Annotated in this window: 9 protein-coding genes and 2 pseudogenes; 5 read left to right on the top strand and 6 right to left on the bottom strand. The window is 57.5% G+C overall.

Annotated features, from left to right (window positions below):
* Nucleotides 1–74 precede the first annotated feature (74 nt).
* Genes QO005_RS15175 through QO005_RS15165 form a run of 3 tightly spaced genes read left to right on the top strand, consistent with a single transcriptional unit; the run spans nucleotide 75 to nucleotide 5028 of the window.
* Nucleotides 75–1184: an efflux RND transporter periplasmic adaptor subunit gene (locus QO005_RS15175; protein WP_307159051.1), complete on the top strand. Its 1110-nt coding sequence runs from the start codon at nucleotides 75–77 to the stop codon at nucleotides 1182–1184.
* Nucleotides 1184–4297 carry an efflux RND transporter permease subunit gene (locus tag QO005_RS15170; RefSeq protein ID WP_307158901.1) on the top strand — a complete coding sequence of 1038 codons (3114 nt, stop codon included), beginning with the start codon at nucleotides 1184–1186 and terminating at the stop codon, nucleotides 4295–4297. The genes QO005_RS15175 and QO005_RS15170 overlap by 1 nt, the downstream gene beginning before the upstream one ends.
* Before the next feature lie 44 nt (nucleotides 4298–4341).
* Nucleotides 4342–5028, top strand: a complete 687-nt coding sequence (locus tag QO005_RS15165; protein ID WP_307158900.1) for a TetR/AcrR family transcriptional regulator — start codon at nucleotides 4342–4344, stop codon at nucleotides 5026–5028.
* Nucleotides 5029–5031: 3 nt separating this feature from the next.
* Here QO005_RS15165 and QO005_RS15160 read toward each other — a convergent pair whose 3' ends face one another.
* Together QO005_RS15160 and QO005_RS15155 are read right to left on the bottom strand one after the other, a co-directional pair.
* A complete protein-coding gene (locus QO005_RS15160) occupies nucleotides 5032–5415 on the bottom strand; it encodes a hypothetical protein (RefSeq protein WP_307158899.1) in 384 nt (127 codons plus the stop codon).
* 38 nt (nucleotides 5416–5453) lie between these two features.
* Nucleotides 5454–6128 (bottom strand): PaaI family thioesterase, encoded by a 675-nt coding sequence (locus tag QO005_RS15155; protein WP_307158898.1) that lies wholly within the window; start codon nucleotides 6126–6128, stop codon nucleotides 5454–5456.
* 77 nt (nucleotides 6129–6205) lie between these two features.
* On the opposite strand from QO005_RS15155, the pseudogene QO005_RS15150 reads away from it, so the two are divergent.
* A pseudogene (locus tag QO005_RS15150) lies at nucleotides 6206–7008 on the top strand (oxidoreductase).
* Nucleotides 7009–7473: 465 nt separating this feature from the next.
* Here QO005_RS15150 and QO005_RS15145 read toward each other — a convergent pair.
* On the bottom strand, nucleotides 7474–8538 hold the full coding sequence (locus QO005_RS15145; protein ID WP_307158897.1) for a LacI family DNA-binding transcriptional regulator: 1065 nt from the start codon (nucleotides 8536–8538) through the stop codon (nucleotides 7474–7476).
* A gap of 489 nt (nucleotides 8539–9027) precedes the next feature.
* On the opposite strand from QO005_RS15145, the gene QO005_RS15140 reads away from it, so the two are divergent.
* Nucleotides 9028–10065 (top strand): aldo/keto reductase, encoded by a 1038-nt coding sequence (locus tag QO005_RS15140; RefSeq protein WP_370878087.1) that lies wholly within the window; start codon nucleotides 9028–9030, stop codon nucleotides 10063–10065.
* Between the two features lie 256 nt (nucleotides 10066–10321).
* Here the strand turns inward: QO005_RS15140 and QO005_RS15135 are convergent.
* The 3 genes and pseudogenes from QO005_RS15135 to QO005_RS15125 all read right to left on the bottom strand — a co-directional run.
* Nucleotides 10322–10588 (bottom strand): annotated as a pseudogene (locus QO005_RS15135) (hypothetical protein); the annotation flags it as partial.
* 1397 nt (nucleotides 10589–11985) lie between these two features.
* Entirely contained in the window at nucleotides 11986–12663 is a 678-nt protein-coding gene (locus tag QO005_RS15130) for a hypothetical protein (protein WP_307158895.1), read from the bottom strand.
* A 47-nt stretch (nucleotides 12664–12710) separates the two neighbouring features.
* Entirely contained in the window at nucleotides 12711–13286 is a 576-nt protein-coding gene (locus QO005_RS15125) for a toxin-activating lysine-acyltransferase (RefSeq protein ID WP_307158894.1), read from the bottom strand.
* Between the last annotated feature and the right edge of the window lie 397 nt (nucleotides 13287–13683).

Raw genomic sequence — 13683 nt, 5'->3', positions numbered from 1 at the left:
TTGACATCTATATATGCTTTAGAGTTAGAATGCAATCTATGAACTGGGATGCTCCCGTCAAGAAGGTTGGTGTCATGAAACGAAAACTCCTGTTCGCGACTGCCGCGATCGTCTTATCCGGCGGTGTAGCTGCCGCCGTCTTCCTCCTCCCGCCAGCAGCGCACGAGGCTAAAGCCTCAGATCCCCGTACGGTAGCGCCCCTTGTCAAACTTGCGAGCGTGCAAATTCCTGACGCAGTGGAGAGAACCTTCACTGGCACTGTCGCAGCCAGAGTTCAAAGCGATCTCGGCTTTCGGGTTCCAGGAAAGATCGTTGAGCGGCTGGTTGGGGTCGGAGACCAGGTGAAGGCTGGACAGCCCTTGCTGCGCATCGACAGCAACGACCTTAATCTCTCCCTGACTGCAAAACGCAATGCGGTGATCGCAGCCCAAGCTGCCTTTGTGCAGGCGCAAGCAGACGAGAAACGTTTTGCCATTCTCGTAAAATCCAACGCGGCGTCGACACAGCAATACGAGCGCGCGAAGCTTTCTCTGGATACCGCGGCAGCCCAACTGGCCGCTGCCAAAGCCGACGCGACGGTAGCCGAGAACGAGGTGGCCTACACAGTTCTGCCGGCGGACGCCGATGGTACGATCGTCGAGACCCTTGCGGAACCGGGCCAGGTCGTATCGGCAGGGCAGCCGGTGGTTCGGCTGGCCAAAGCCGGACCGCGTGAAGCGCTGGTCTGGATGCCGGAGAATCTGAGGCCCGCGCTCGGCGCGAAGGCGCGCGCTACGATCTATGGCCGGACCGGGTCGGAGACTGCACTGCTCCGACAGATTTCGGATGCCGCCGATCAACAGACGCGAACCTTTGAGACTCGTTGGGTGCTGCAGGGCTTGGCCGCCACCGCGCCTTTGGGCGCAACGGTGACTATCAGTGTTGAAAGTGGCGCTCACGCCGCCTCCGTAGAGATTCCAATCGGAGCGATCCTCGACGACGGCTCCCGAACCGGGGTCTTTGTCTTCAATGACAGCACCTCAACCGTTCAGTTTCGTCCCGTGAAGATCGAGAAGCTGGGTGAAGAGACAGCCATCGTCACCGATGTGAAGCCTGGGGAGCAGGTGATCGCTCTCGGCGCTCACCTGCTTCAGGACGGCGCGAGCGTGCGCACCGCGCAACAAACTGCAGAGGCGGTGAACTGATGAGCTTCAATCTTTCAGCGCTTGCCGTTCGGGAGCGCGCCGTCACCCTGTTCTTCATCGTTCTGCTGGCTGCAGCCGGCGCATACGCGTTCATCAAGCTGGGGCGAGCCGAAGATCCTTCGTTCACGATCAAGACCCTCACCGTCACCACGGTGTGGCCCGGAGCCACGGCACGCGAGATGCAGGACCTCGTCGCCGAACCGCTGGAGAAACGCATCCAAGAACTGACCTGGTACGATCGTGTGGAGACCACTACACGGCCGGGTTTCGCTTACATGACTGTGACATTGAAGGACAGCACGCCGCCTTCCGTTGTTGAAGACGAATTCTATCAGGCGCGCAAGAAGCTGGGGGATGAGGCTCGAAACCTCCCTCAGGGCGTGCTTGGCCCCTTCGTCAACGACGAATACTCCGATGTCAGTTTTGCGCTTTATGCCCTTAAGGCTCAGGGCATGCCGAAGCGTGAACTCGTGCGTCAGGCGGAGACGATCCGTCAGGATCTGCTCCATGTGCCGGGCGTCAAGAAAATCAACATTCTTGGCGAACAGCCTGAGCAGATTTTCGTGGAGTTCTCGTACCCGAAGCTGGCAACGCTTGGCATTTCTCCGCAGGATGTCGCGTCCGCGCTGCAGCGCCGAAACACCGTGACCCCGGCCGGCACCATCGACACCCGCGGCCCGCAAGTCTTCATGCGCTTCGATGGTGCCTATGACAGCGTTCAGGCGGTTGCGGATACGCCGATCGTCGCCAATGGCCGCACCATCAAGCTGTCAGATTTTGCGGAGGTTCGCCGCGGCTATCAGGATCCGGAAACCTTTGTCATCCGGCACAATGGCGAACCGGCCATCATGCTCGGCGTCGTCATGCAGCAGGGCTGGAACGGCCTCGATCTGGGCAAGGCCTTGGAAGCACGCTCCTCGCAGATCGCGCAGGCGCTGCCGATCGGGATCACCCTTGCGAAAGTCAGCGACCAGGCCGTCAACATTCAGGAAGCCGTGGGCGAGTTCATGTTGAAGTTCGCGATGGCGCTCGGCGTGGTGCTGTTCGTCAGTCTTGTCAGCCTCGGCTGGCGCGTCGGTATCGTCGTTGCGCTCGCGGTGCCTCTCACCCTCGGCGTGGTGTTCATCATCATGCTCGATACGGGCAGGTTCTTTGACCGCATCACGCTGGGAGCGCTGATTCTGGCACTGGGCTTGCTCGTTGACGACGCCATTATCGCAATCGAAGTGATGGTGGTCAAAATGGAAGAAGGCATGGACCGCGTTAAGGCCGCAGCCTATGCTTGGAGCCATACGGCCGCTCCCATGTTGTCGGGCACGCTTGTCACCATCATCGGCCTGATGCCGGTCGGATTTGCGCGGTCGGCGGCTGGTGAATATGCCGGCAATATCTTCTGGATCGTCGGTTTTGCCTTGATCGTCTCCTGGCTCGTGGCTGTTATCTTCACACCTTATCTCGGTGTGAAGATGCTTCCGACCATCAAGCCGATCGAAGGTGGGCATCACGCCATCTACAACACGCCGAATTACCGCCGGCTGCGCGGCGCGATCGAGTTTGCCGTCCGCCACAAATTCCTCACCTGCGGCATTGTCGTCGTGATGATGGGGGTGTCCGTCGTCGGTATGGGCTCGGTGAAACAGCAGTTCTTCCCGACGTCGGACCGCCCCGAGGTGCTCGTCGAGGTCCGTCTTCCGGAGGGAACGAGCATCAAGACGACGGCTGCCACGGTTGCGAAGCTCGAGGATTGGCTGCAGAAGCAGCCGGAGACGAAGATCGTCACCAGCTATGTGGGGCAAGGTGCGCCACGCTTCTTCTTCGCTATGTCTCCTGAACTGCCGGATCCGGCATTCGCAAAAATCGTCGTGTTGACCCCGAATGCGGAGGCCCGCGAAGCGCTGAAGGAACGGCTACGCGAAGTCGTCTCGGCAGGACTGACGCCCGAAGCGTTCGTTCGGGTGACGCAGCTTGTGTTTGGACCGTTCACCCCCTTCCCGGTCGAGTTCCGGATCATGGGACCAGATGCCGATAAGCTTTATCAGATCTCGGAGCAGGCAATCTCCCTGATGCAGACCGTTCCGGACGTGCGCAACGCCAATCGTGACTGGGGCAATCGTACGCCGGTTCTGCGCTTCGTTCCGGACCAGGAACGCCTCAACCTGATTGGTCTGTCGCCTGCCGAAGCGGGCCAGCAACTTCAGCTTTTGCTGACAGGCGTCCCGATCACACAGGTCCGCGAAGACATCCGTAACGTGGCTGTTGTGGCCCGAAGCGGAGGTGATGCTCGTCTCGATCCATCCAAACTGTCGAACTTCTCCCTGATCGGCAGGGAAGGTCGTGCGGTGCCGCTTGATCAGATCGGCCACGCTGAAGTGCGCTTTGAAGAACCTGTGATGAAACGTCGTGACCGGACGCCGGTGATCACGGTTCGATCAGATATCAACGAAGCCACCCAGCCGCCCGAGGTGTCCCAGCAGGTCATGAAGGCTCTGCAGCCGCTCATCGCATCTCTACCCGTCGGATACCGCATCGAAATGGGCGGGAACATCGAGGAGTCTCTGAAGGCGAACGTCGCGCTCGTTCAGGTCTTCCCAGTCATGATCGCGGCCATGCTGATCGTCATTATTCTGCAGGTGCGCAGCCTGTCGACGATGACGATGGTGATGTTGACAGGCCCGCTTGGATTGGCCGGAGTGGTGCCGGTGCTCCTGCTCTTCAATCAGCCGTTCGGGTTCAATGCTATTCTCGGTCTCATCGGTTTGGCAGGTATCCTGATGCGCAACACACTGATCCTGACTGAACAGATCAAGGAGAACAAGGCAGCTGGTCTGGACGATTATCATGCCGTCATTGAAGCGACGGTGCAGCGAACCAGACCCGTCATCCTGACGGCGCTGGCTGCAGTGCTCGCCTTCATCCCGCTGACGCACTCAGTCTTTTGGGGTTCGATGGCCTACACGCTCATTGGCGGCACGGCGGCGGGCACGGTGTTGATCCTGCTGTTCCTGCCTGCGCTTTACGCGACCTGGTTCAGGATCAAGCCGCCCAAAGCGGGCATGCCGCCCAAGTCCGAAGGAGACGTGGAGCATCAGCCTCTCCGGCTTGCGGCCGAATGAGCGACATCCGATAGACCTGTGCGCTCTGGCACCGGTGCGGGAACATGATCGTGAAAGTCTCAAATCTGCGAAATGCTGTTGCGGCGGGTGCAGGGATGTCTTTCCTCGACACCGCCTATGAGACCAATCATGAGATGGACGACGCACTTCTAGATGTGGCGGAAAAGCTTTTCCGCCACATCGGCCACCAGAAGACCGCGATCGAAGATATCGCCGCCGAGTTCGGCAGGAGTCATGCGAGCGTCTGCCGTTTCTTTCCCACCCGCAGTTCCATCAACCATCGTGTCTATGCCCGCTGGGCGCTAAAGGAACTCGACCTGCGTGATCAGGATGCGGGATCGATAACGTTGGCGCTGGCGATGTTGGCCAATGTCCTGACCAGGCTCAATCACCGCGCGCGGGCACGGGTTGTTTGCCATCCGAACGAGCATTCCCTGTGGATGGCTGCGGCACGCGAAGATTGGCCGGTGCATCACGCATACTTCCAGTCCTTGGCGACGGGCTTTGCCGCCCTGGTGGGACGAGACGCTGACATGCAACACCTGCCGGACCATGCCCTCACTAAAATGGCCAAAGGGGTTGTCACGGCCATGCTGGCCTATCTGCATCCCGTTCTCGTGGAGCAGAGGATGAACAGCGAGAAGGATGCCGATGCTGATCTGGCGGCGCATATCGGCTTCGTCTTGAAAGCGCTGAACCTGTCGTGCCTCGCCGAGGCCCCCACCCGCTGAACGTCAACAGGCAAGACCAAACTCCGTTTTTGCCTGGATCTCACAGACCGCTTCATCCTGGACGGCCGCCGATATGGCATCCTCCAGCGTCGAAAACATCAGGGGATAGATGACCGCGCCGCGCCATAAAACGACGCCCAGACAGACTTTCCTGCGCTCCATGCGCACGAAAGCCGAATAGCCTTCCGGAAGCGCCTCCGGGAACACCTGTGTGAACACCTCAGTTCCCACCTGCTCCCACTGTTCGACCGGCGTCCCTCGGGCGAAAAAGGCCTGTGTCTCCTCCCAGTACGGGTGCGGCTCGATTTCCCCGTTCTGATCCTGAATGGCGATGACATAGCGTTTCCCGCGGGAAAGACGCAGCAGCTTGTAGGTAATCTTGGGCATGGCTTCGGATTGTTTCCTGACGGGATGAACGGCCTGCGTTAGCTATGCGCCATGAGGCTGACGACACAGGTCGATGTGCCGTGTGCGTAGACCTTGCCGGTCGGTGAATCTATCTTGCCTTCCAGCGTGATGATCCTCCGGCTGCGCGCGACGACCCGACCGCTGATCCGCAGTTCGCCGACGTCCGCAACGATCGGACGAACGAACTTCACCGCAGTGTCAAGCGTTGGGCACCATTCCCCTGGCTGCAAAAGGGTGTGGGCCGCGAGAGCCATCGCTGTGTCAAGCATGGTCATGCTCCAACCGCCATGAACGGTCCCAAGCGTGTTGAGGAAGCGTTTTTCGGGAACGGCTCGGAGCTCGACGGCGCCCGCTTCAGGCGGCATCAACGTGAATGGAAGAAGATCCGCCATGGGTGGACGCGTATGGAGGCCAGTGGCCAGGCCTGCAACATAGTCGAGACCGGTTTCGGCCAATGACTGTGCCACGTTCAGTCCGGGGGAGCCTTGGATGGTCTTATCCTTTTCACACATGTTCGGTTGGCCCTTATTCTTTCCGCTCCTGCGGCATTTGTCTCCATACGCGCGTGGTTGCCCATTGCTGGAGGAGATCGCAGCCTCGTCCGGCATCTGGACGTGCCTCGACAAAATCCGGAAGAAATCCTCTTGATTTTTTATATTACGAATGACATCTAATATCTCGTTAGATGTCAAGCGGTATCTTACGCGATAGGGGTCTGTTGCGAGGAGCCGCGGATGAGTTTCGGGTGAAGTGAACAGAGGAGGCCGCATTGGCCCAAGGAAAAGTAATAGCAATAACCGGCGCTTCCTCAGGGATCGGTGCCGCAACGGCGCGTCTGCTGGCGCAGCAAGGCTATCGAGTATTCGCCGGTGTGCGCAATCCAGACAGTGCAAGCCCGATACCCGACGTGACATTCGGAAAGCTGGATGTGACGAGCGACGAGCAGGTATCGAGCTTTGTCGAATGGGTGCTGGCCGAGGCGGGCAGGATAGATGTCCTGATCAACAATGCCGGCGTGTCGCTGATGGGCCCTGTCGAAAACACCTCTGTTGCGGAGGCTGCCAAAGTGTTCGACGTCAATGTGTTCGGCCCACTTCGCATGATCCGCGCAAGCCTGCCTGCCATGCGCAGAGCCCGAAGCGGATTGATCATCAATGTCAGCTCCGTGCTCGGCTTTCTGCCTGCTCCGTTCATGGGCATCTATGCCAGCAGCAAGCACGCGATCGAGGGACTGTCTGAATCTCTCGATCACGAGATTCGAGACTTCAACGTGCGTGTCATCCTGGTAGAGCCCACCTTCACCAATACCAATCTCGACGTGAATTCGGCAGTCACCGAGGCTGCTCCCGGCGCATATGCCGAGCAGCTTGACGCGACGACCCGCGCCGTTCTCGCCCAGGTCAAGTCTGCGCCCTCTGCGAAATGGGTCGCCGATCAGATCCTCAGGGCCATCGAAGGCCCGTACAGAATGCGCCAACCGGTCGGCAAGCACGCAACGCTTCTCAGCCAGCTACGCCGCTTCATGCCCGCGAAGGCAGCCTTCGTAAGACGTTCGGGTTCGGCGAGCATTAAATTTTCGCGACTAACTGAATGCTGGCGAGCCTAAATATTCAGGCATCCGTCGCTCCTGGAAACAAGGAGTAGCTTCTCTTATCCCCAAGCTTCTCCTTGGCCGCCCATCTCCCCCCAGGATGGGCGGTACCGTGTAGGAGGCTCTTTGCGAACTGTCCCTATGGTCTCGGGCCACGCCGGCTAGACGCTTGCCCTGACAACGAGTGAGCCTGAGAACATACGGTCACGGTATTGCCGGTCGGAGTGAGCCAAGGATCTCAACTAGTTAGTCAGCCATATCAGACAAAGGCTGCCTATAGGTTTTTAGGTGGTAGTTCGGATGGCTCTGATCGCGGCTGTTTGCTGCCTTCCGTTGTGCCCTCATCACGCCGCCAGCTCCGCCAAAAATTCAATGGCGACGACATACGCCGTTTCATCACGCCCCACAAATCCCCATGCTCCCCACGAGAGCGCGTCCCGTAGGAACTAATGCGGTGGTGCAGTAGTTTCTCGGAGGATCAGAGTGGCCCGGAGGACGTGACGACCTTCGATCTGCCTTCCCCCCAGCACTGCTTCCACCGCCAGCCTTGCAATCTCGCCCATCGGTTGTTCGATGGTCGTGAGTTTCGGGGCGGCTACTGCAGATTCGGGAACACCGTCGAAACCGACAATGGAGACATCCGTGGGAACAGTGAAGCCATTACGAAGAAGCCAATCGACCGCCCACATCGCGATCTTATCGGACATGGCGAGAATGGCAGTAGGACGATCGCGACCGGCAAAGAGCTTGCCCATGTTTGCGTGGGTGCTTTGCTCGTCTTCTTGGGTAACAATGATTGGCATGTCGGCAATAGAGAGGCCGGCTGCTTCAAAAGCCTGCCAGTAGCCGATGGCGCGGTCGCGGGAGGTAGAGTATTCGGCGGCGCGCATGCCGGCGACGGTGACGTAACCGACATGGCTGTTGTTGATCGGGGTTGAGAGAATGCAAAAGCGGCGATGACCCAAGCTCAGAAGGTGCTCGGCGGCGAGGCGCGCACCGTGCACGTTGTCGACGCCGATGGCCGGAATGTTGGCATCTGCGGCGCCAATCGCGAGAGCGGCATATGGCAGCTTTCGGGCGCGGGTGATTTCGACCAAGCGCTCCCCGCCTTCGACGCAGAGAAGAATAAAGCCATCGACTACGGCGGATTTGATGTTCCAATCGATCCGTTCGTCGCTGATGGCCGAGACCAGCGCGACACCTGCCCCTTGCGCGTCACAGATCTTGGAGATCTCTGAAAGGAGGTGGCGAGCCCAGAGGTCATCAAAGAAGTAGCTCAATGGCTTAATGGCTGCCACGCCCACCGCATTGACCTTACCGGCACGCAAGAGCCGACCGGTGATGCTTGGGCCGGCATAGCCGAGTTTTTCTGCAACTTTCAGCACCCGATCCTTTACTTCATCGCGCACCACTTCCGGACGGTTGAATACATTGGACGCGGTGCCCTGAGACACGCCTGCTTCACGGGCGACGTCACGAAGGCGAACGGGATGATGAGGAGGAGTGATCATTATGCAACCATACTCGATATTTTGTATCGATTCAATTTCTCCTGACCTAAAAGAAATGCGAGCGCATATTGAACCGGTTCAAATCACTCGGCGCGGCAAAATGAATCGATTCAAGGCCTGGAGCTGGAAGATGATTCCTCAAAGCAGTCTACTCAAAGACGCGTGTTGGAGGGCCCAGATGGCCGCCGAGGCCGAGCCCGTATCGACGACGGAGCCGCAGTTCCGGCCACTCACGTGGATTTCTTTAGGATGCTCTACCGATTTCCCAAATGCGCGGCCAACTACCAATTTGCGGGCCGAGAATGCGTTCTACGAAGAACACGGTGGCAAAGGTGCTGGTGTCCTGCTCTGGACTCTCAATGCCATCAGCGCCATTGGCCCGGCGTTTTGGCGACTGCTGACAAGCGCGGCGGCAACGGCGCGCAGACTTCGTGAAAATCCGACGCTGAAAGGACGGCGAACCACATGCCAGCCAAGAACCTGGAGATCATGCCATTGCGACCAATCGGGCGTAGCGGCCCGCTTGTATCACGCTTCGGCCTCGGAACAATGACCTTCGGCAGCGAGACCAGTGAGGACGAAGCTCATCGCCAGCTTGATCTTTTCACTGCGGCTGGCGGCACGCTGATCGACACTGCGGATGTGTATGGCGCCGGTGCTTCTGAGGAAATCATCGGTCGTTGGGCAGCCCAGAGGACCGGCGGATACGATGACCTCATCCTCGCTACCAAGGCCCGCTTTGCTCCTCCTCCAAATAGCGCCGGCGCGTCCTGGCGCGGACTGCGGATCGCCTTGGAGGCAAGCCTTCTCCGACTTCGCGCGGAGGCTATCGATATCTATTTCATTCACGGCTGGGATCAAAAAACCAGCATCGACGAGACCCTCTCGACGCTGGCGGATTTCGTTGCGGAGGGGAATATCCACCATGTCGCCTGGTCGAACCTCTCCGGGTGGCAGTTGCAGAAGATCGTGTCACACGCTCGTGCACATCGTCTTCCCGTACCGGTGGCTTTGCAGCCGCAGTACAATCTACTCGACAGAACTATTGAGATCGAGGTTCTGCCCTGCTGCGCCGAGGAGGGAATAGGCCTCACGCCCTGGTCTCCGTTGGGTGGCGGTTGGCTGACCGGCAAGTACAGCCCTGACGAACGACCGACCGGAGCGACTAGGCTGGGCGAGGACCCGGATCGCGGTGTCGAGGCCTACGACCGCCGTAACACCGACAGGACTTGGCGGATCTTACTGGAGCTGCGCGAAGTCGCAGCCGAGCTTGTGCGCCAGCCCGGACATGTGGCACTGGCCTGGCTAGCGGATCGCCCCTGCGTCAGTGCACCCTTGCTTGGTGCACGCACCGTCGCGCAATTGTCAGACAATCTCGCTGCGGCCAATTTCGTCCTGCCCGCTGAACACACCGAGCGGCTGACTCGCGCTTCTGCCCCGGGGCTGCCAGCCTATCCCTATGGGTTCCTGCGCGATTGGTCCGAATTGGATATCTGGCGAACACTGGGGACTGAGAACCAAGAGTAGGACATATATAGTAATCTGGCTCGTATTTTACTCGACTGTGTACGGCTGCCTCATTTGCAGGTGTGGCAGGATCGTCATGAGTGAACTGATCCACGGTATAGCGAACAACATCGGTTTCCGTTGGATTGACCAGCCACTGCTTGAAATTGATGGATACGTCTTCATAGGCTTCACTGCCGATGTAGACATCATTCTCATTTTGCCGTCCATCCGTTTCACTGCGCTCAGTGACCGAGTCAATGAACAGGTCTGATCCGTTTCCTCCCAGCAAAAGGTCGCTCCCAAGGTGACCATAAAGCGTGTCATCACCATCCGAACCCGCGATCATATTGTTCTGGGCATTGCCATGAATCGTATCAGCGCTATCAGTGGCTGCGAAAAGCGAGGTGTGGCTTGAATCAAACACACCGTCCACCTCAGGCAAGGTTTGCGACAACGGTCCAGCATTGAGCGCAAATTCCACCGATCCTATCGCCTTGGTAACAGCAAAATCAGCCTCTCCTGCACCATAGAGCTGGGCCATTACCGCCCGAATGGTTTTCTCATTGATCCCGCCACGGGATTGGTCCAGCAAATCCTCAACAAGAGTGCCGAGACCCAAAATCTCCAAATCAGCAGAACCCGCCGCAGCCCCAAGTTTCCAAAGATCCTGATTGACGGTGAGCTTCAGGACTACGGCTGAAGAGGCGGAGTTGGTCAGGTTGCCGTCTGCGTCGCTTAATGCGATGATGCCCTCCAGCGGATCGAACGGCTGTCCTTCTCCCTGAAAATCCCGGTAATTGATGCCTCTTTTGGCCATCAGGCCGGCAAACTGAACGACCGCTTGAAGAAGCCCCGGCATCGCATCACTCAGTGCTTCTGAAGCCTTGCCGGCAGACACCACGCTCCCGAGTTCATCCGCATCATCGAACATGGCGCGGATACCAGTGTTTCCGAAAACGTATCCATATCCTGCGTCCGCACTCGCCGAGCCGCTATCCAGCGCAGAATAGGCAATCGCTGTCATAAGCTTGGATGCAGCGTCATACCTGCCGGCATTGCCAACATCCGTGAAACCAGCGGAGCGGCCAACGTCCTGGTCAAAAGCCGCGTCCCACAGTTCCTTTCCAACGGATGCCCATTGAACATGTTGTTCATCTTTGGCAAACTGCAGGGAAACTAGCAGGGCTTGGCTGTGGAGCTTGTATAACGGATCGCGGATACCACCATTGCTGTCAAGATACTCCACGGCTGTCGCTTGTGCTTCCGCTGTTCGCAACACCCCCAAAATTTCTCCAGTAACCGCGAAAGCGTTTAGATTATTGGAAATCAACGGAGCCCAAGGAGTCATGTCATTATAGAAATCCTTTAGGATTAATTTGGCAGGTCCGTCTGGATCTTGAAGGAAATTCGGGTTGGTAGCAAAGAAGTAAGCGGATTGAGCTGCCCATTCAAATGTCATGTTATCATAAAGAAATGCCTGCTGACCGTACAGAGAGGCGATTAGGCCGGCGAAACCCGCCCCCATCGAATGACCGGTCAGAACAACATCGGGTGATGCAGGATCGCCTGTCTGCGTCCCAGTGACAGCTTGATAAAACTCCACGGCAAGACGCGACTGATTAGTATAGCTGTTACCCAACGCCACGCCATACCCTCCCCAGACATCGCTCTGAGGATCGGCTGGCGAAAGCCAGGCAGCGTTGTCTGTTCCGCGGTAGGAAATGACTGTTTGGCCGTTCCACTCATAGGCAACGGCATAGAAGCCTGCGGCACGTTCCGCACTGCCGATGCCGGAGTCAGACGCGTATGTGATCTGAGCTGTACCAATTTTCTTCCCGGCCGTTGACCCCAGCCCGTCAGTACCACCGAGACCCGCGTCATAACCTCTGTTGTAGGAGTCCATCGCGAGAATGGCCATGAACAGCTCAGCCGTAGTAGTCATTTGCATTCCCCCGTTTTAAACTCACCACTTCCCAAGTTGTTTGCGAGGCTCTGGTTGCCGATTGGTCCCGCCTCTCCTGATAGCCTTAGTCGGTGTGATTTGTAATTACATAGCCAAGGTAGCACTTGGTGAACTTTCTGCTCTGTCTCCGGCTCAGTCGTCAGCTCAATAGTGATTGACTTAATGCTATAGCCGTCGCCAAAAGTTGCGGCCATGTTACTTGGTTCGACACGACGTACACTAGCCGGCTCGTTGATGTTGTCGAAAGTCACAAGCAGCGGAAATTGTCTTGGTCCCAGATCGCGTGTTTGGCCGATGCTTGCCACCAGTTGATCGAGATACGGAGCGATTTCCTTCTTGCTCAACGGCTTGCCTTCAAGTTCCGGAAAGAATGCGGACCAAGCCGTCCATTCAGTGTAGCCTTTGAGCAGTACGAATAGGTAACGACCGCGTCCAAGATCAACGACCGTGGCCTCGCCCGTCACGCCGCCCTTCTGCATGCCCGCCGCATCCCCCACCCCCGTCCATTTCGGTGGAAACTCGATGCGAGCAGAGGTGACGGAACTACCAGTTTTCAGGCCATCTGGTGTCATTACCGAGACCGTCAACTTCTGGTGCCAACGCCATTCCGGAAAATTGAACAGCATATCGCAACCCGCCAGCATGAAGGTCATTATTGCCATCACAAGCAACCTCACAGGCGACCTCCCCCGCGGGCGCATCAATTTATAGTCTTGGACTGGTCAATGTCGGCATTTGATGGGCTTGCTGTGACCAACTGCCTCAGAACTTCACGATCTACCAGTTGTGCAACAATCGGATGAATGCTGACCTGGTCAGTCTTCGCGACATGATTGAAACTCTTGAGCACCATCGTAGCCAGCTCCCGTGATGGCGCAATCACGTCAAGCAACCAGACTTTGTCACCGCTTCTCCAGTCGGCTGGTTTCAGTCGGACCGGAAAGACGCCGGCTTTGATTTGTTCACGAATCTTAGCTTCAACCTCATCTGAGACAGTGGCCCAGATGGCTATTGCCGCAGGCGCCAGCGCGGCTTTCGGATCAGCATCATCTGAAGGCTTTGGAGAAGCGATGGCAACGCAATCACGAGCAAGGGGATCAATGACCAGATGCGCAAGATCCGCGAGCGACTGATGCCGGTAGCGTGGCACGGAGCTCATCGCGAGGACAATTGTTCCAAAAGACAGATGAATTGCGTTTTTCAGACCAAGGATTTTTTCCAAAGCCTCCGCGGAAATCTTCCCTTCAGCGACCGCATCGGCGTGCGTGTCCGACATAGAGCCGTCCCCCTCAAAAACATTCATACGTAAAAATAAATATGAACTACCGTCCCCACACGGACACTTAGTAAGTCAACGCCAACGGTTAAAGTGTCAAGTCCCAATGCGCGAGACAGAACATTTTTGGGTCCGTTGCAAAATCCCCGTTGAACTGCCTTGGATTGGTCGAAGCGTCCATCACCGAGAAGGGGAAGCGTATTCCTCCGTGGGAAATTGCCAGGAATCCAGCCTGCCACCTGTCGTCAGGCATTCAAGCCATACGCGCGGCATCAACAGCCCCTACCTTGACCTTTTTGGAAACTGGCTTAATTTCGCCATCGGCATGGCGTGATTGAAACATTTGAGCCAGTCTTTTGCATATTGCTTGATCGTTTGCTGAGTTTTTGGGGAGGGG

This window comes from Allorhizobium paknamense, assembly GCF_030815125.1.
Taxonomy (GTDB): domain Bacteria; phylum Pseudomonadota; class Alphaproteobacteria; order Rhizobiales; family Rhizobiaceae; genus Allorhizobium; species Allorhizobium paknamense.
The sequence above is the reverse complement of the archived record's forward strand: the minus strand, read 5'-3'. Positions and strand labels throughout refer to the sequence as shown.

Excerpts from the sequence above, each read along its gene's own strand:
- QO005_RS15170 (WP_307158901.1), top strand. The coding sequence starts at position 1,184 with ATGAGCTTCAATCTTTCAGCGCTTGCCGTTCGGGAGCGCGCCGTCACC.
- QO005_RS15125 (WP_307158894.1), bottom strand. The coding sequence starts at position 13,286 with ATGTCGGACACGCACGCCGATGCGGTCGCTGAAGGGAAGATTTCCGCG.
- QO005_RS15165 (WP_307158900.1), top strand. The coding sequence starts at position 4,342 with ATGATCGTGAAAGTCTCAAATCTGCGAAATGCTGTTGCGGCGGGTGCA.
- QO005_RS15140 (WP_370878087.1), top strand. The coding sequence starts at position 9,028 with ATGCCATTGCGACCAATCGGGCGTAGCGGCCCGCTTGTATCACGCTTC.
- QO005_RS15160 (WP_307158899.1), bottom strand. The coding sequence starts at position 5,415 with ATGCCCAAGATTACCTACAAGCTGCTGCGTCTTTCCCGCGGGAAACGC.
- QO005_RS15175 (WP_307159051.1), top strand. The coding sequence starts at position 75 with ATGAAACGAAAACTCCTGTTCGCGACTGCCGCGATCGTCTTATCCGGC.
- QO005_RS15145 (WP_307158897.1), bottom strand. The coding sequence starts at position 8,538 with ATGATCACTCCTCCTCATCATCCCGTTCGCCTTCGTGACGTCGCCCGT.
- QO005_RS15130 (WP_307158895.1), bottom strand. The coding sequence starts at position 12,663 with ATGACCTTCATGCTGGCGGGTTGCGATATGCTGTTCAATTTTCCGGAA.